The 16573-nt window shown below is 70.6% G+C and carries 14 protein-coding genes; 5 read left to right on the top strand and 9 right to left on the bottom strand.

The genetic code is table 11. The features are described from left to right. Window positions 1-105: 105 nt before the first annotated feature. The 4 genes from ACFVX4_RS21760 to ACFVX4_RS21745 all read right to left on the bottom strand — a co-directional run bounded on the left by ACFVX4_RS21760 (window position 106) and on the right by ACFVX4_RS21745 (window position 6664). Window positions 106-2850 (bottom strand): hypothetical protein, encoded by a 2745-nt coding sequence (locus ACFVX4_RS21760; protein WP_389979793.1) that lies wholly within the window; start codon window positions 2848-2850, stop codon window positions 106-108. Window positions 2851-3070: 220 nt separating this feature from the next. After that, complete coding sequence (locus ACFVX4_RS21755; RefSeq protein ID WP_389979790.1) at window positions 3071-3997, bottom strand: carbohydrate ABC transporter permease; 927 nt, start codon at window positions 3995-3997, stop codon at window positions 3071-3073. Next, window positions 3997-5028: a carbohydrate ABC transporter permease gene (locus ACFVX4_RS21750; RefSeq protein ID WP_389979787.1), complete on the bottom strand. Its 1032-nt coding sequence runs from the start codon at window positions 5026-5028 to the stop codon at window positions 3997-3999. The genes ACFVX4_RS21755 and ACFVX4_RS21750 overlap by 1 nt, the downstream gene beginning before the upstream one ends. Window positions 5029-5281: 253 nt before the next feature. Next, window positions 5282-6664, bottom strand: a complete 1383-nt coding sequence (locus ACFVX4_RS21745) for an extracellular solute-binding protein (RefSeq protein ID WP_389979784.1) — start codon at window positions 6662-6664, stop codon at window positions 5282-5284. A 230-nt stretch (window positions 6665-6894) separates the two neighbouring features. On the opposite strand from ACFVX4_RS21745, the gene ACFVX4_RS21740 reads away from it, so the two are divergent. From ACFVX4_RS21740 to ACFVX4_RS21725, 4 genes are read left to right on the top strand one after another with little or no spacing between them, the layout of a single operon-like run. Beyond that, window positions 6895-8706: a hypothetical protein gene (locus tag ACFVX4_RS21740; protein WP_389979780.1), complete on the top strand. Its 1812-nt coding sequence runs from the start codon at window positions 6895-6897 to the stop codon at window positions 8704-8706. After that, window positions 8654-8998 (top strand): FAD-dependent oxidoreductase, encoded by a 345-nt coding sequence (locus ACFVX4_RS21735; RefSeq protein ID WP_389979777.1) that lies wholly within the window; start codon window positions 8654-8656, stop codon window positions 8996-8998. Before ACFVX4_RS21740 ends, ACFVX4_RS21735 begins: the two co-directional genes overlap by 53 nt. Further along, entirely contained in the window at window positions 8926-9540 is a 615-nt protein-coding gene (locus tag ACFVX4_RS21730) for a hypothetical protein (protein ID WP_389980028.1), read from the top strand. The genes ACFVX4_RS21735 and ACFVX4_RS21730 overlap by 73 nt, the downstream gene beginning before the upstream one ends. Further along, the gene (locus ACFVX4_RS21725; RefSeq protein WP_389979774.1) at window positions 9506-10645 is read left to right on the top strand and encodes a PP2C family protein-serine/threonine phosphatase; all 1140 of its coding nucleotides are present in this window, start codon (window positions 9506-9508) and stop codon (window positions 10643-10645) included. The genes ACFVX4_RS21730 and ACFVX4_RS21725 overlap by 35 nt, the downstream gene beginning before the upstream one ends. Before the next feature lie 43 nt (window positions 10646-10688). Here the strand turns inward: ACFVX4_RS21725 and ACFVX4_RS21720 are convergent, their stop codons facing one another. Both ACFVX4_RS21720 and ACFVX4_RS21715 read right to left on the bottom strand, forming a co-directional pair. Further along, window positions 10689-11894, bottom strand: coding sequence for an aromatic acid exporter family protein (locus ACFVX4_RS21720; protein WP_389979771.1), 1206 nt, complete (start codon window positions 11892-11894; stop codon window positions 10689-10691). Window positions 11895-11991: 97 nt separating this feature from the next. Further along, window positions 11992-13137 carry a glycosyltransferase gene (locus ACFVX4_RS21715; protein WP_389979768.1) on the bottom strand — a complete coding sequence of 382 codons (1146 nt, stop codon included), beginning with the start codon at window positions 13135-13137 and terminating at the stop codon, window positions 11992-11994. Window positions 13138-13305: 168 nt separating this feature from the next. Here ACFVX4_RS21715 and ACFVX4_RS21710 point away from each other — a divergent pair, with 168 nt between their 5' ends. Further along, complete coding sequence (locus ACFVX4_RS21710) at window positions 13306-13494, top strand: hypothetical protein (RefSeq protein ID WP_389979765.1); 189 nt, start codon at window positions 13306-13308, stop codon at window positions 13492-13494. A 13-nt stretch (window positions 13495-13507) separates the two neighbouring features. Here ACFVX4_RS21710 and ACFVX4_RS21705 read toward each other — a convergent pair whose 3' ends face one another. The 3 genes from ACFVX4_RS21705 to ACFVX4_RS21695 all read right to left on the bottom strand — a co-directional run bounded on the left by ACFVX4_RS21705 (window position 13508) and on the right by ACFVX4_RS21695 (window position 16548). After that, a complete protein-coding gene (locus ACFVX4_RS21705; protein WP_389979762.1) occupies window positions 13508-14977 on the bottom strand; it encodes an MFS transporter in 1470 nt (489 codons plus the stop codon). Between the two features lie 156 nt (window positions 14978-15133). Continuing rightward, window positions 15134-16243 carry an ACR3 family arsenite efflux transporter gene (arsB, locus tag ACFVX4_RS21700; RefSeq protein WP_389979760.1) on the bottom strand — a complete coding sequence of 370 codons (1110 nt, stop codon included), beginning with the start codon at window positions 16241-16243 and terminating at the stop codon, window positions 15134-15136. Then, window positions 16240-16548, bottom strand: coding sequence for an ArsR/SmtB family transcription factor (locus ACFVX4_RS21695; protein ID WP_389979757.1), 309 nt, complete (start codon window positions 16546-16548; stop codon window positions 16240-16242). The genes arsB and ACFVX4_RS21695 overlap by 4 nt, the downstream gene beginning before the upstream one ends. Between the last annotated feature and the right edge of the window lie 25 nt (window positions 16549-16573).

The following is a 16573-nucleotide window of genomic DNA, read 5'->3' as shown; positions in this document are numbered from 1 at the left end:
GGGGGGGGGGGGGGGGGGGGGGGGGGGGGGGGGGGGGGGGGGGGGGGGGGGGTGGTGGGGGGGGGTGTGGCGGGGTCCCCCCCCCCCCGCCCGTCGTGGGGTGGTTCAGTCGGTCAGCTGGACGGCCCGCAGGCCGGTGGCGCTCTTGGAGTTGTTGGCGATGGAGGCGCCCCACTCCGACCAGCCGCGCGCCCGGCCGTCGTTGTCGCTGTCGTTGACGACGAAGCCGAGTCCGATGGAGTCGGTGGGCTTGCCGGACAGGCCGAGCGAGGCCCACGGCACCGTCACCGTGTAGCGGGTGGTGGTGCCGTCACGGGTGATCTGCGCAGTGGCGCCCGGGGTCGGACCGGCGGACTGGCCGGACGGCGCCCGCCAGGTGTAGACCTGCGGCTTGCCGCCCACGAGCGAGGCGCCGAACTCGACGTACTGCTTGCTGCGGCCCGGCACCTGGGGGGTGACGGCGAACTGGATGCTGTCGCCCTGCCACATGTTCTCGGCGGTGGTGGCGGGCTGTGCCAGGGCGTTGTCCGTGATCGCGCCCTTGAGCACGAGTCCGGCGTCGGTGTACTGGGGCCGGATGGCGCCGGACAGGTCGGCCGCGCCGTTGTAGCCGCCCTTGTAGCTCACGGAGCCGTCGCCGATGACGTCGATGGGTGTGGTGGTGTCGGTGCCGGCCGGCTGGACGGAGCCCCAGCCGTTCCAGGCACCCACGGCGGTCCTGGTGCCGTCGGGGGTGTTGATGTAGGCGGCGGTCCAGTAACGCTGCCACTGCTTGATGTTGTGCGCGTCCACGGTGTACGAGGCGCTGGAATCGGTGCCGACCTTGATCGGACCGTCGATGGTGCCCCGGTCCAGGTAGGCGGTGCCCGCGTTCACCTGCCAGTCCAGTTTGGTGAGTTCGAGTGGGCTGCGGACGCGGTTGTTGGTGACGGTGACCTTCAGCGCGGCGGCGAACGGGGCCGCCTTCTTCACCACCGGATCGAAGGTGACCTGGGTCGGCGGCACCACTTCGGTGTCGGAGGTGAGGCGGGCGAGGCTCAGCGGCCCGAGCCCGACCGTACCGCTGACGGTACGCGGGCCGGTGAGGGCCGAGGTGGGCAGCTGCACGGTCTGGCGGACGACCTTGCCGGGCCGCGCGGTCACCCGGTACTTCTCCCCGGCGATCCGGAAGTCGTAGCGCACCGGCAACGGCTTCCGGTCCTTGGTGCCGTCCACCTGGAGCACCGCGTCGACGGTCTCCTCCGTGTTGGAGTGCTGCGGCAGCCGGAGGGAGAACACGGGACCGCTCACGGTCTTGACCGCGGTCACCGCGCCCTTGGCGTACAGCACCTTGCCGTCGATGCCGAGCTGCACCTTGCCGCCGACCGGGATGTACGTCTTCTCGTGGCCCAGCTGGTCGGTGACGGTGACCGGGCCGGTGGCCGAGAGCTCCGCCGTTCCCGGCGTCGCGGCGGTGGTGTAGAGGGCCCGGACCGTGTCGGTCCCGGTGCCGAAGCGGTACGAACGGACGTCGGCGGAACCGGCGTCGTCACGGCCTGCGTAGGCGCGGCCCGCGAGCTGCCGGATCAGCACGCCCTCGGTGACCACGGACGGCTTGGGCTGCCAGGCCTTGACCTCGGCGGTGGGACGCCTGAAGGCGCCGAAGTTGTGTTCCTTGTTGGTGGCGTCGGTGCCGTCGTTGGTGAGGTCGTACCAGTAGTAGCGGTCGACGCCCGAGGCGAACGAGAAGATCTGGGCGCGCGGCACGTACGCGGCCTGCTGAGCGGGGGTGACGCCGTCGCTGTGGGTCGGGTAGCCGTTCTCGGTCATCCAGAGCGGGAAGTCCTTGCCGCCCGCCGCGTCCAGGTCGGCGCGTACCTGCGGCAGCTTCTCCAGCGCGGTCTCGGGCGGGCTCGGGTAGCCGTAGTGGTGAACGCTGAGCGCGTTCATGTAGTTCAGGCCGCCGATCGCGTACAGCCGCTTGAGCCAGTCGGTCTGGAGACCGGCCAGGCCGCCGCCGACGACGGTGGCGTCCGGGACCTTGGCGTGCACCTTGCCGTAGCTCGCCTTGAGCAGCTTGAGGTAGCAGTCGGCTGTGATGCCGCAGGTGCCGTTGTTGAAGCCGGTCGAGTTGTACTCGTTGTAGATCTCGACCTCCTTCGAGGACTGCTGGTACTTCTCCACGGTGGCGGCGGTGAACTTGCCGTATGCCTCGAGTGCCTCGTCGGAGGCCGGTGTCCGGTTGCCGTCGTAGTTGGGGTTCCGGTAGCCGGAGATGGGCAGGGCGGTCAGCCCCTGCGACTTGGCGTACGGGATGTGCTGGTCGGTGGAGTAGCTGCTCCAGGAGTAGGTGCCGGGGGTCTTCTCGATGGCGCCCCAGTTGATGTCGGAGCGGATCCCGTGCATGCCCATCAGCTTGACCGAGCGCAGCAGCTTCTGGTCGTCGCCGTCGTTCCACCCGTAGTGGATGCCCGTGCCGAAGCGGGTGTCCTTCTGTTCCCTGCCGGTCAGCGCGGTCAGCACGCCGAAGTTGGCGGTACGGGTGGTGGCGCCGGCGGTCGCCGTGAGCGTGTAGTAGCCGCTGCCGAGCTTGGTGACGTCGACGGTGGCCGTTCCGCCCGAGACCGGTGCGGTGCCCGACGCGACGGTCAGGCCCTGGTCGTCGATGGCCTTCCAGGCCACCGAGGCCTCGTCGGAGGCCAGGGTGATCTTCGCCTGTCCCTTGATGAAGATCAGGTCGGGCGAGGTGACGGTGAGGGCAACGGCCGCGTGGGCGGCCGGTGCCGTGCCGGGCAACGGCGCCGCCACCAGCAGGCAGCCGAGCAGGGCGGCCGCGCCGCGCCATGCGGCGGGCCGTCTGGAGCGACCCATTATTCTGGCCGGAGCCAGAGGACCTGGCCGGATCGTGCCGTTCTGTTCCATCGAGGCTTCCTCTCGATCGGATCGGCGCGGTGCGCATCGGTGGTTCCCGGGTGGGGGTGTGCTCCGTCGGCTGTACCCCGGCGGAGCACACCGGCCCGTGTTCCGTCGGCGCGCACCGCTGCCGCCGCCGGAAGGCGCGGACGGGTCCGCGCCGGTGCCCGGGTGGTCCTCATCCCTTGAGGCCGGTGAAGCCTCCCCCGCCGCGTACGATCTGCCGCTGGAAGATCAGGAACAGCACGACCGGGGGCAGGATGGCGAGCAGCATCCCGGCGATGAGCAGCGACTGTTCCGCCGTTTCCGCGAGGCGCGGCAGTGCGGCGGAGATGGGCTGCTTCTCGGTGTCCGGGATGACGATCAGTGGCCAGAGGAAGTCCTTCCAGGAGTTCATGACCGTCAGCAGGGTCACCACCGCGAGGATCGGCCGCGACATGGGGAGCACGATCCGGCGGAAGATGACGAACGGCCCCGCACCGTCGACCTTGGCGGCCTCGAAGAGTTCGCGCGGGATGCCGTCGAAGAACTTCATCACGATCAGTACGGTGAAGGCGCTGGCCGCGTGCGGCAGCCAGACGCCCCAAGGGCTGTTGGCGAGCGAGATGCCGAGGCCAGGCAGATCGAGCACGGTGAGGTAGAGCGCCACCAGGGAGATGGAGCCGGGGATGAAGAGGGTGGCGAGCACCATCCACCGCACGGGCGTCGCCCACTTGGGGCGCAGCACGGACAGGACGTAGCCGCCGGTGGTGGCGACGACGAGGTGGGCGACGACCGAGCCGGTGACCAGGACCACGGTGTTCCAGAGGTACTGGCCGACCTGGAGTTCGTTCCAGGCGCGGGAGAGGTTGTCCCATTGCGCGTGGCCGGGCCAGAGCGCCAGCGGGTCGCGCAGCAGCTCCTGGGTCGGTGAGACGGCACCCTTGAACGTCCAGTAGAGGGGCGCCGCCCCGAAGGCGAGCAGCAGCAGGAGCGAGAGCGTCTGTACGGAGCGGAGCGAGAAGCGTACGGAGGTCCGCCGCCGGTCGGCGTTGGATATCAGTCCGCGTCCGCTCTCCTCGGAGCGGTTCCTGCGGCGGGGGCGAAGGGGGATCTGTACGGCCATCAGTTGCTCCAGCTCCTCGTCGCCCGCAGATAGATCGCCGAGAGCACACCGAGCACGAGGGCCAGCATGACGCTGAGTGCGGTCGCGGCTCCGAAGTCGCCGTTCTGGAAGGCGTAGTTGTAGATCAGCATCAGGATGGTGAGAGTGGAGTCCTCCGGGCCGCCGTCCGTCATCACGAAGGGTTCGGTGAAGATCTGCAGGGTGCCGATGATCTGGAGCAGCAGCATGATCAGGATGACCCCGCGCAGCGACGGCAGGGTGATGTGCCAGACCCGGCGCCAGATGCCCGCGGCGTCGATCTCGGCGGCCTCGTACAGTTCGCCCGGTACGGAGCCGAGCGCCGCCAGGTAGATGATCACCGTGGAGCCGAAGCCCGCCCAGGTGGCTTCCAGGACGATCGACAGCATCGCGGTGTCGGTGGACTGCAGCCAGGGGTACGGGCCGAGGCCCACATGGGCCAGCAGCTGGTTGAACAGGCCGGCGTCCGGGTCGTAGAACACCTTCCACAACAGGACCGACACCACCGGCGGAATCGCCACGGGCAGGTAGGCGAGGATGCGGAACAGCGTGCCGCCGCGGCGCAGTTCGGCGATGAGCACCGCGAGGAAGAGCGGCACCGGGAAGCCGATCACCAGGGCGAGCGCGGCGAACAGCGCGGTGTTCTTGACGGCCTTCCACAGCAGCGGGTCTTCCAGCACATGGCGGAAGTTGTCCAGCCCCACCCAGGTGGCGGGGTCGACCAGATTGGTCTGCTGGAAGCTGAGCTGCACGCTCTGTACGATCGGCCACCACGAGAAGTAGGCGAAGCACAGCACCATCGGCAGGCCGAACAGGATGGTGGTGACACCTCCTTGCCTGACCCAGCGGACGAAGCGTTCCACCGGGCCGCCGCGGTGCGGGGAGGCGGTGCGCGGCGGCCCGTCGGGGGTCCGCGGACGTGCCGCGGACGGGTCGGCGGAACGTTGTTTCTTCGTCCGGTCCTTCTGGGTGCGGTTCCCGGCGGGCGCCGCAGGCGCTTGCGACCTGCTCATTGACGTCTCCTCGCCTCTCCTCGTGCTGTGCTCACTGCCTGATGTGCCGGACACGCTCCGGCTGCCGGGAGGTGGTTCCAGGGCATGTTTCAGAAGTAGCGTCGTCCGCCCGGAGGGCAGGTCTCGCGGGGTGTGGCGCGTGCGATCGCAAGGCGCCGGGGTGCCCTCGTAGCGGAGCTACCAGGGCATTTCGGCAACGCAGCGAGCGTGCGTGTCAGACCCCGCGAGACAGACGGGACTTCTCGAACACGCCCTAGTTCTGAGCCCGCTCCACCTGGGACTTGACCTGTGCCGCGGCCTTCTTCAGCTGCTCCGCCGGGTCGGCGTCCTGCCGGGTCAGTACGGCCTGCACGGCGCTGTCGAGGGCCTTGTAGACGTTCTGCGCCTCGACGGACGGCTCGATACGCAGTTCGTAGTCGCCGAGCGTCTTGCTGTACGGGGCGAAGTGCTCGACCGGCACATTGGCCTGCTTGTTGACGGCGGCGTCGACCGGGTCGGCGATGGCCGGCTTGTAGAACGGGACGGACGGCACGCCGATGACGGCTCCGTCCTTCTTCTTGGCCGCCGCGTCCTTCTCGGCGAGTGCGACGTCGTACTTGGTGGAGAGGTAATAGAAGTCGATGAACTTCGTCGCGGCCTCGCGCTGCTGCGCGGTGGCCCTGGGGCTGATCACCGCGATGGTGCCGCCGGCCAGGGTCCGCTTGTTGCCGCCGTCGACGGGCATGGCACCGAGGCCGATGGTCTTCGGGTCGCCCTTGTACTGCTGGATGTAGTGGCCGACCATGCTCGGTCCGGCGATCGTCATGCCGACCTTCCCGGCGGAGAAGTCCTTCTCCATGTCGGTGATGTTGCGCAGCTGGTTCTTGCCCATCGAATCGTCCGTCCAGCGCATGTCCTTCAGCGCCTTCAGCGACTTCTCCGCACCGCTGCCGGGACGGTCGAAGGTGTTGGCCCACTTGCCGCCGGACTGCTCCTGCATGCTGTCGCCGAAGGAGTACGCCATCGCGGTCAGCATCCAGCCGCCCGTGTTCTCCTTGGTCATCTGCGCGTATCCGGTGGCGTCGGTCTTCTCGGAGATCGCCTTGGCCGCCGTACGGACCTCGGGCCAGGTGGTCGGCGGCTTGTCCGGGTCGAGTCCGGCCTTCTCGAACAGGTCCCGGTTGTAGACAAGGCCGAGGGCGTACTCCTCGGTGGGAATGCCGTAGAGCTTGCCGTCCAGACCCTTCGCGGCCCCGAGCGCGACGTCGTTGAAGTCCTCGCTGTGCTTCAGTCCCTTGAAGTCCTCGGTGAGGTCGGCGATCTGCCTGCGCTTGATCAGGCCCGACATCTCGGTGAGCGGTACCCGTACGATCGTCTCCAGGCTGCCGCCGCCCACCTTGGTCTGGAAGCTCTGCTGGTCGTACTGGTACTCGTTCGTCTTGATCTTGATCTTGGGGTTCGCCTTCTCGAACTCCGCCACCCGCGCGTCGAACGTCTTGAGCGCGGCCGCGTTGGTGGCGGGCGGGCGCCCGGAGACGGTGATCGTCACCGTGCCGTCGGCGGCGGCGTCACTGCCGGAACCGGAACACGAGGCAAGCACGCAGACGAGCGCACCCGCGGTGACGCCCGTCAGGACGATGCGCAGGGAGGGTCTCATCGGGGACTCCATTCAAGGGCAGACCGGAAACTGACCGGAAAGCGTTTTCCAGCCGGGGTCACCTTGCACCGCCCAATATCGCCGCGTCAATGGGTTAGGTGCGGACTTCTGCCCCGGAGTTCAACGTATGCCCCTTGCCGGAGCGTTGACGTCGGCTTAGCCTCTGGAAAACGCTTCCCAAGCGTTGTCGAAGATCGTCGGACCGACGATCGCGAGCTGGAGGACATCCCGTGCACCCTGCCTGGTCGGCCGCCTCGTACGACCGCACCCTGCTGCGAGCGGCCCTCGACGAGGGTGACCGCTGCTGGGACGCCGAGGCGAACCTGCTGCAGGTCGAAGCCCCGTACAACCCCATCCACACCAATATCAAGGGCGGCCCCGCACACCCCACCCGCAACTCCCTGCACTACGCCCTCCTGCTGCTGGAACGCGGCGGCGAGGGCGACGCCGAGCGCGCCCATGCCGTGATCCTGCGGATCGCCGGGCTCCAGGACCGGTCGCCGGAGAGCGCCACCTACGGAATCTGGGGCTACTACGCCGAGGAACCGGCGGCGGAGATGGACCCGGCCGACTGGAACTGGGCGGACTTCCTCGGCATCGCCCTGCTGCTGGTGCACGCCCGCCACGGCGACGACCTGCCGGCCGAGGTGCGGCACGAGCTGAGGGAGTCGGTACGGCACGCAGCCGCCTCGATCGTCCGCAGGAACGTGCACTTGACGTACACGAACGTCGCCGTCATGGGTACGTTCGTGACGCTCGCCGCCGGGAAACTCCTCGACGACGAGGAGCTGTTCGCCTACGGCAAGGACCGCATGGTGCGGCTCTCGCGGGCCATCGACGGCACCGGCAGCTTCACCGAGTTCAACAGCCCCTCCTACTGGGGCGTCGTGCTCCAGACCCTGACCCTGATCAGGGAGCACGTCGACGACGCGGAGGTGCTGGAGCTCAACGACCGGCTGCACGACCGCCTCTGGCTGCACTTCCTGGCCCGCTGGCACCCGCCGACCCGCCAGCTCTCCGGCCCGATGGCCCGCTGCTACAGCAACGATCTGGGCGTGCCGCCGTTCCTGGCGAAGGCGGTCCGGGGGGTGCTCGGCGCGCCGGAGCCCCGACCCGTGCGGGGCGAGATGTCGACCGGTCTGGACTCCTGCGTGGACTACCGGATGCCCGACTGGGTCCTGCCCCGGCTGCTGGAGCTGGAGAACGAGCACGAGCACCGGGAGCTGTTCGCCGAGAGCCCGGCCCCGGAGACGGGCACCACCTGGCTGGACCCGGTCACCACCCTGGGCAGCGTGAACCACCAGGACACCTGGTTGCAGCGACGGCCGCTGTTCGGCCACTGGGTGCGGCCGGACGGGAGCTCCGGGCATCTGCACGTCCATCTGATGAAGGACGACGGGGCGGAGGACTTCGACTTCGCCTCGGGTGTGCTCTCCACCGTGCAGAGCGGTCCCCATGTGGCCTGGCTGACGGGCTTCGCCTGCCCGGCGGGCGACCGGCACCACCACCTCGACATGATCGAGCCGGGCGACCGGTTCCGGGCCCGGTCGCTGCGTCTGGTGGTGGACCTGATCGGTGCGCCCCCCGTGGCGGGGACAACCGCGATCGACGGCGGCGTCGAACTCGACCTGGGGACAGCGCGGCTGGACTTCCGGCTGGCCGGAGGCGCCTTCGGCGGCCGTACGCCGACGGCCCGGCTGGTCCCGCGCGCCGACGGGGTGCGGATCGAGGTGGTGCTCTTCGAGAGCGCGACCCCGGCCGAGCTGGACTGGGCGGAACTCGGCGACACCTTCGCCGCGGGAACCCTGTCCCTCGTCCCGTCCGGGACGGAGCGGGGGGCGCGGCCCACGCCGGATCCGGAGGTGGCCGTGGCCGGTGACCGCGCCGAGGTGCGCTGGACGACCCCGCGAGGGAACCGGCTCACGGTGCGCGGCGGCCGGGCGGTCGTCTCCCGCGAGGAGCACGCCGCACTGCACTCCGCGACGCTGGATGGCGCCGCGCCGCCGTCGCCCCGCCTGTCGGACTCCCTGCTGGTTCCGTAGGCGTCCCGGGCCCCCGCCCCGGGACGACCGCAGCCGGCCGCACAAGCAACCCGCGGCCGGCTGCGCCCGTGTCGGCACACCTCACCCCGGTCCCGCCTCACTCCTGATCACGTTCACCGGACCGGTGTTCCCGGACTGCACCGGCGACGGTCCGGCCGGTCATCTCGCGGGCGCCGAGTACCGGATCGGCCGGGAGCCCCGCGCCGAGTTCGGGGAGGCATGGGCGCCCGAGGCCCCCGACGCGGGGTGCGCAACACCGACCCGGGCGGCCGTGCGCGCACCGCCCGGGTGAGCGCGTCGAGCACCCTGGGCCTGCCGGCCGTCGAACCGGGACCCGGCACCGAGGACTGTCCGCTCGACCGCGATCCGGGCATCGTGCGGCCGGTGGAGACGGGCCTGGACGGCTTCGAGCTGCTCGTCGGCGCCGCGGCGCCGACCGCGCTGCGGGTGGAGCTGTGGGACACCGTGCGGGGCGGGCACGCCGTGCCCGTACGGCGCCGGAGCACCCGCACGGCGGCGCCGGTGCCCTCGGCGTACGACTGGGTGCCGAGGGAGGTCCAGCCGGAGCTTCCGGTGCGTTCGTCGAGGGTGCTCCTCGTCACCGAGCCGTTGGGAGTGGGCCGTCGCCGGGAAGGGCGCGCCGCCGCGCAGACGAAGGACAGGACGCTCGTCGACGCGATGCAGCCGTTGGTCCGACCGGTGCCGAAGAAGGGCGACATCCCGCGGGCCCTGCCGTGGGCCGGCCAGGCGGTCGGCCGTACGAGAAGCGGAGACGGACCGGGTGAGGTATCCCGGAAGCATGGCTTCCCGGCGGTTCCTGCAGTCGATCCGTGAGTCCCGGCGGCGCAGGAACGCGCTCGTGGCGATGCCGTTCGCGCTGATCGCCGTCGTCACGGCGGTCGATGTCTCCGCGCCGCCGGATGTCCATCTCGGTCCGTTCCTGGTGGCGGCGCCCGCGGTGGCCGCCTCGTTCACCGGGCCGCGCATGACCGCCTTCGTCGGTGCGGTCGCCGTGCTGGCGCAGTCCCTGGTAGCCGTCGACCGCACCAGTCTCAGCGACCTCAACCACATCTACCAGATCGTCGCGCTCGTTCTCATCTCCGTCTTCGTCACCTTCTTCGCCCACCTGAGAGTCCGCAACGAGCAGGCCGTGGCCCAGCTGCGCTCGGTGGCCGAGGCGGCGCAGCGCGTGGTGCTGCGGCCGCTGCCCGGACGGAGCGGCCCCCTGCGCATCGCCTCGGTCTATCTGGCCGCGGAGGCGGAGGCGCAGATCGGCGGCGACCTGTACGCCGCCGCCCGCACCATGGGAGGCACCCGTCTGATCATCGGCGACGTACGCGGCAAGGGGCTCGCCGCGATCGGTGAGGCGGCCAGCGTCCTGGGTGCCTTCCACGCCCTTTCCCGCCAGCGGTGGCGGCTGCCCGAACTGGTGGCCCAGCTGGAGACGAGCATCGCCCCGGACCCGGACGGCACCGCAGCCGACGGGGAGGACGAGCACAGGGAGTACGACCCGGACCTCACGGAGTCCTTCGTCACCGCGGCCGTTCTCGACATCCCCGACGACGCTGCGGAGATCCACCTGGTCAGCTGCGGTCATCCGCCGCCGCTCCTCCTGCGCGCGGGTGAGGTGATCCCGCTCGGTGTGCGGACGCCGGCCCCGCCGCTCGGACTGGCGCGCCTGGTGATCACGGAGCACACGGCGGAGACGTTCGGCTTCGAGGCCGGTGACACCCTGCTCCTCTACACCGACGGAGTCATCGAGTCCCGGGACCGGTCGGGGAATTTCTATCCGCTGCGGGAACGCGCCGCTGCGCTGTACGGAGCGGGTCCCGACGCCCTGCTGGAGTCCCTGTGCGCCGACCTGTTGCGCCACGCGGGCGGCCATCTCGGGGACGACGCCGCACTGGTCGCGATCGAGCGCCTGCCGGCCTCCGGATGACGTCGCACCGACACCGTCCTCGGCTCTGCCGCGTGCCCCGCCCTCAGCTCTGCCCGGCGCCCAGTCGGCGTGACACGGCGCGCAGCCAGGGGTGGCGTTCGTGGAGCTGCGCGGAGCGCCGGTCGAGCTCCTTGCCCAGGCGTTCCGTGCGCTTGTCGATGTCGAGCTCGTCCAGGATCCGGTCGACCTCGGCGAGCAGCGCGCCGTGCAACTGCCACTGCCTGGGGTGTTCCTGGACGTCTTCGAGGAGCAGATCGGCCACCCGGTCCCTGGTCGTACGACTGACGGCGAGTGCGTGTGCCAGCCGGGTCTCCGCCTCCTCGGCGTTCTGGGCGAGCGGAGTGGTGATCAGCTCCGAGAAGCTCTCGACGGCACCGGCCATCTGCCCGAACAGCTCGGTCAGGGACTCGGCCACATCGGCGGGGAACAGCGTCTCGTCGGTACGGGCCTTGGCCAGGTCGGTCAGGGTGCGCGACAGTACCCGCAGCACCACGGCGCAGATCTCCAGGGTGTCCAGACCGGTGCGCAGCACGACCCGGTACAGCAGTCCCTGCCGGACGCGCGGATTGAGGGTGAGGCTGTCCTCCGCCTGCCGCAGCGAGGCATCGACCTCCACGATGTCGTGGTCGAGGCGGCGGGCCGCGTGGAGCCGGTCGGCCGCCCGCTCGACGGCGATGTGACCACGCACGTCCTCCCCCATGGCACGGAACAGCTGTCCCATCTCGCGGGCCAGGCCGTCGATGGAGGCGCCCGCGGGCTGCACCCACACGGGCGGCGCGAGGAGCAGGTTGAACAGCAGCCCCACGCCGGCGCCGATCAGGGTCTCCAGCACCCGGTCCCAGGCGGTCGACGCGACCTGCGAGACGCCCAGCACGAGCATCGCGCTGATCGCCACCTCGGGTACGAACTCGCCGACGCGCACCAGCCGCCCGATGATCAGCGAGGCGAAGATCGTCAGCCCGAGGCTCCACCAGTTGAGGCCCACCAGCGCGCTGAGCGCAGTGGCGATGAGCACCCCGACCACGACCGAGTTCACCCGGCGGATGCCCGTGGTGAGGGTCGCGTAGAGGGTGACCTGCACGACGAGGAGCGCGGTGAGCGGGGCCGTGAGCGGTGCGGGATGGGGCAGGGCCCACACCGCCACGACGTAGGCGATGACGGCAGCCGCCGTGGAACGCAGGGTCTGCGCCCCGACCGGCTCCGTCGTACGCCGGACGAGCTCGATCACGGGTGCGGATACTCGTGCCATCTCCTTCCCATGCCCGCCCGTGCCCCGCGGCAGTGCCCCGGCGCGGCGACTCCCTCCGTACGGACGTGCGGGCCGCCGGCCCCGTCGTGGTCCGCGATCACGGTTCGAGGGTGCCGAGCAGCTCCGCGGCCTGGGCGGTGGTCCGCATCTCGTCGGCCAGGGACTGGGCCCGCGCACGGTACGACGGTTCCTCGAGGACCCGTTCGGCAGCCGCTCGGATGCTCCGTACGTCGTCGGGGCCCAGCTTCGGCGGCTCGTCCAGCGGGCCGCCGGCCGGGGTGACGGCCGTCCCCGCCCCCGCCGCGGCCACCAGTCGGGCGTTCTCCGGCTGGTCGGCGAAGAGGGGGACGCAGACCAGCGGGACGCCGGCCGCCAGGGCGCCGTAGACCGTTCCCGAGCCGCCGTGGCAGACCACGAGGGAGGCACTGCGCAGGACGTCCGCCTGCGGCACCCACGGCTCCACATGGACGCGGGGCGGCAGCGGTCCGAGGTCCTGCACATCGATGTGGTGCCCGGTCGTGAGCAGTACGCGCACCGGCAGTACGCTCACCGCCTCCAGAACCGCCCGGTACAGGCCGATCGCGGTCGGCAGGGTGCCCGTCTCGGTGCCGAGGGTGATGTTGACGAGCGGTTCCTCCGCTCCGTCCCACCAGTCCGGCAGCGCCTGCGGCCGAAGGGCTTCGTGGTAGCGGTGGGTCACGGCGTACGGCGAGGGGTCCAGGGAGGCCGGCAGGCGGGTCAGATACGGGGACGCGAGGAGTTGCTGCGCGATGCCGGGTCCGTACGGGTCGAGCACCGGGCCGAGGAGCGGGTCGGTGGCCCCGGTGAACCGCGCGGCGGAGACCGCGACCCGGGCATGCGGGATTCCAAGACGCTCGGCGGCCACCACCGAGGCGAACTCGAACGCCTCGTGCAGAACGAGGTCGGGGCGCCAGTCGCGGCAGGCCTCCTCCATTGCGGGAAGCATCGCGGCGGTCCCGAGTCGGCCGAACACCTCCCCGACCATCATGGCGACGCCGTCGTCCGGGGACAGTGCCGGCCCGCGTGCCATGACCCGCGCGAGTTCCTCCTGGGGTGGTTCCCCGCCGATGCGGTACGGCTGTTTCCGGGCCGCCAGTAACGCTTCGAGTGCCGGCGGGGCGACGACGAGGACGTCGTCGCCTCTTGCCGTGCACGCGTCGATGAGGGGAACGAGTGGTTGGAAGTGGCCCGAGCCTCGGGTCGAGGCGAAAAGTACACGCATAGGGCCGAGCCTAGGGATCTTCGCCCTCCGCCCGCAGGACCACTTTCTGCCTGATTCCGGCGCGTTTCCGGTGTTTGTTCCCCGACGGCCGTCGGGGCCGTGCCGGCGAACCGGACACACACCTCATCGGCCGGCCACCGGTCGCACCCGATCGACGATGCCCGCGACATGCGTCGGCCGACCCATGCGTTCCCGGAGACCTGCGGACGCCATTACCGCGACGTCGGGGCGACGCTCGCCGTCCCCGACATGGATTCGGACCGCTGTCCGATGGTGTGCCTGCGCACCGCGCGGGCCGGGGAGTTGACGGCGTTCGCCGGCCGCGCGGGCATCGTCGCCCGGATACTCGGGGCCTGAGAGGCTGTCGGGCTCACGCGCTGCGGGCCCGGGTGGCGAGCAGGGCGGCCAGGATGCCCGGCACGAGCAGCAGCCCGAAGGCGGCGGCGTAGCCGACGTGGTCGTTCGAACCGGCACCCAGGAAGGCGTTGAAAACGGCGGAGGCGACTCCCAGGATCAGGATCTGGCCCAGATTCTGATTGGTCTGCATCGCGCTGCTGGCATAGCCCTGCCGACCGGTCGGGGCGTGGGAGAGCGACAGCACGGTGAGGGACGGGGCGAGCAGGCCCATGCCGACCGCGGCGACGACCATCGACGACGCGGCAGTGATCGCCGGCATCCCGGGCAGCGACCCGACGGCCGCGATCACGACCGCCCCCGCCTGCACCAGCGCGCCGATCACCACCAGGCGGTGGCGCGGGGTCCGTTCCGGAAGGCGGCCCTGCACCCAGGACGAGGCTGCCCAGGCCACGGCGGCGCCCGTGAAGGCCAGCCCCGTCACGACGGGGGCCACGTCCCGGTCGGTGACGAGCATCAGCGGCACCAAGGCCTCCAGCGTGAAGAACACACCCGAACTCAGCCCGCGCAGCAGCACCGTGGCCGGCAGGCCGCGCGCGGCACGCCAGGTGCCCGCCGGCAACAGCCGTGAGGCGAACAGCACCAGCAGGGCGAGTCCGCCCGCCGCGAACAGCAGATGCCGCGTGTCCCAGCCCGATGCGCCGTACTGGCCCAGCGCCGCGCCCACGCTCACCGCCACCGCGACCATCAGTGCGGGGCGCGGTGTGCTGTCCTCCGAGGGCGCGGGCACGGACTGCCAGGAACGGCCGCGCAGCACGGCCACGACCGCCAGTGCCGGAAGGGCCGTCAGAGCTGCCAGGCCGTAGAACACCACACGCCAGGACCACCAGTCGGCCACCAGCCCGGCCAGCGGAGGACCGACGAGTGACGGAATGATCCAGCAGGCACTCATCAACGCCAGGGCACGCGGCTGGAGACGGTCGGGGTACGCCTGGCCGATCGCGGCGTTGATCGACACCGCGACCATCCCGCCCGCCACTCCGTCCACGAAGCGCCCGGCGGCCAGTTGCCAGATCGAGGTGCTGGCGGCCGAGACCAGCAGGGTGACCACCGCAAGCACCATGCCCGCCGCCAGCGGGCGGTGCGCCCCCGCACGGTCCGCCCAGTGACCGCCCAGCACCCCGCCCAGCAGACTCGCGGCCACGAAGCAGCCCGCCACCAGCGGGAAGAGCGACACCCCGTCCAGATCCTGTGCGGCCGTCGGCAGTGTGGGTACCACGGCCAGCGCGGCGAGCCCGGTCAGGAACATCACCGCGGCGAAGCTGGAGGTGGCCGCCGCGTACGTTCGGGAGAACAGTCCGTCCGCGGCCTCGGACCCTACGGGCGGAAGCCCGGCCGTCGTCGCCCGCCCACCGCATTTCGTCGTGGCCGGTTCCGTGGACGTCACGGATGTGTCGGGCGATGTGCTCTTGGGGGCATCAGTCACGGACGCACAAGCTATGCGGGCCGCACGTCCCTGTGCCACAGGTTTTCCGCAGCAGGCCCCACCCCGGACGCGGACCGCCGGCCGTCGGATCCGGGCGAGGCGGCCGACAGCCTCCTGACAGGCCGGCTCGCCTCCCGGCCCCGCCCGCTCACCACGTCACGGGGCCTGGGCCGCCGGGGCCGTGGCCGGAAAGCTCCTGCGCCAGGCCAGTGACACGTACACGAGACCGATCAGGACCGGGACTTCGATGAGCGGGCCGACGACGCCGGAGAGCGCCTGGCCGGAGGTGACGCCGAAGGTCGCGATGGCGACGGCGATGGCGAGTTCGAAGTTGTTGCCCGCGGCGGTGAACGCCAGTGTGGCCGTGCGGTCGTAGGCCAGCCCGAGAGCCTTGCCGAGCAGGAAGGCGCCGAAGAACATGACCGCGAAATAGACGAGCAGCGGAGCGGCGATCCGTACGACGTCCAGCGGCTGCGAGGTGATCGTCCTCCCTTGCAGGGCGAAGAGGACGACGATCGTGAAGAGCAGCCCGTACAACGCCCACGGGCCGATCCTCGGCAGGAACGTCGCCTCGTAGGACTCACGGCCCGCCCTCCGCTCACCGATGCGGCGGGTGAGGAAACCGGCCAGCAGCGGGATGCCGAGGAACACGATGACATTGAGGGCGATGTGCCACACCGGTACGTCCAGTCCCTGGCCGTCGCCCAGACCCAGCCACCGGGGCAGCAGGTCGAGGTAGAACCAGCCGAGCAGGCCGAACGCGATTACCTGGAACACGGAGTTGAGCGCGACGAGCACGGCGGCTGCTTCGCGGTCGCCGCAGGCGAGGTCGTTCCAGATGATGACCATGGCGATACAGCGGGCGAGGCCGACGATGATCAGGCCGGTGCGGTACTCGGGCAGGTCCGGCAGGAAGATCCACGCCAGCGCGAACATGACGGCCGGGCCGGCGATCCAGTTGATGACCAGCGAGGACACCATCAGCTTGCGGTCGCCGGTCACGGTGTCGAGCTTGTCGTAACGGACCTTGGCCAGCACCGGGTACATCATGACGAGCAGACCGAGCGCGATCGGCAGGGAGATCCCGCCGACCTCGATCTTCGCCAGCACGTCGTCCATCCCCGGGATCAGCCTCCCCAGCCCCAGACCGACGGCCATGGCGAGCAGGATCCACACCGCGAGGTAACGGTCGAGAGCGGAGAGCTTCCTGACGATCGAATCGCCGTCACCCACCGGGGCAACGGTGGCGGGTCCGGTGGAGTTCACGGGCAGGCCCGCTTGTTCCCGGCGGCACCGCGGGCGGACTCGGCCAGCGCGGCGAACTGCTCGGAGAGGCCGGCCAGGACCTCGGGGCGCAGCCTGTAGTAGGTGAACCGGCCGCACGGCTCGGTGTCCACCACTCCGGCCTCGCGCAGCACCTTCAAGTGGTTGGACAGATTGGTCTGCTTCGCTCCGGTCTCCTCGACCAGGTGCGTCGTGCAGAGCGTCTCGCGCGCCAGCAGGGTCACGATCCGGAGGCGGAGCGGATCGCCCAGCGCCCGGATCAGATCAGGATCGACTGAAGTAAGCATGGACTGATACTTTCACATCACCACT

It is taken from the genome of Streptomyces sp. NPDC058240, from assembly GCF_042882135.1.
Classification (GTDB): Bacteria; Actinomycetota; Actinomycetes; order Streptomycetales; family Streptomycetaceae; genus Streptomyces.
The sequence above is the reverse complement of the archived record's forward strand: the minus strand, read 5'-3'. Positions and strand labels throughout refer to the sequence as shown.

Coding starts and splice junctions, on each gene's coding strand:
- ACFVX4_RS21725 (WP_389979774.1), top strand. CDS start 9,506: ATGGCTTCCCGGCGGTTCCTGCAGTCGATCCGTGAGTCCCGGCGGCGC.
- ACFVX4_RS21710 (WP_389979765.1), top strand. CDS start 13,306: ATGCGTCGGCCGACCCATGCGTTCCCGGAGACCTGCGGACGCCATTAC.
- ACFVX4_RS21730 (WP_389980028.1), top strand. CDS start 8,926: ATGGGCGCCCGAGGCCCCCGACGCGGGGTGCGCAACACCGACCCGGGC.
- ACFVX4_RS21750 (WP_389979787.1), bottom strand. CDS start 5,028: ATGAGCAGGTCGCAAGCGCCTGCGGCGCCCGCCGGGAACCGCACCCAG.
- ACFVX4_RS21720 (WP_389979771.1), bottom strand. CDS start 11,894: ATGGCACGAGTATCCGCACCCGTGATCGAGCTCGTCCGGCGTACGACG.
- ACFVX4_RS21760 (WP_389979793.1), bottom strand. CDS start 2,850: ATGGGTCGCTCCAGACGGCCCGCCGCATGGCGCGGCGCGGCCGCCCTG.
- ACFVX4_RS21735 (WP_389979777.1), top strand. CDS start 8,654: ATGGCGCCGCGCCGCCGTCGCCCCGCCTGTCGGACTCCCTGCTGGTTC.
- ACFVX4_RS21695 (WP_389979757.1), bottom strand. CDS start 16,548: ATGCTTACTTCAGTCGATCCTGATCTGATCCGGGCGCTGGGCGATCCG.
- ACFVX4_RS21745 (WP_389979784.1), bottom strand. CDS start 6,664: ATGAGACCCTCCCTGCGCATCGTCCTGACGGGCGTCACCGCGGGTGCG.
- ACFVX4_RS21715 (WP_389979768.1), bottom strand. CDS start 13,137: ATGCGTGTACTTTTCGCCTCGACCCGAGGCTCGGGCCACTTCCAACCA.
- ACFVX4_RS21755 (WP_389979790.1), bottom strand. CDS start 3,997: ATGGCCGTACAGATCCCCCTTCGCCCCCGCCGCAGGAACCGCTCCGAG.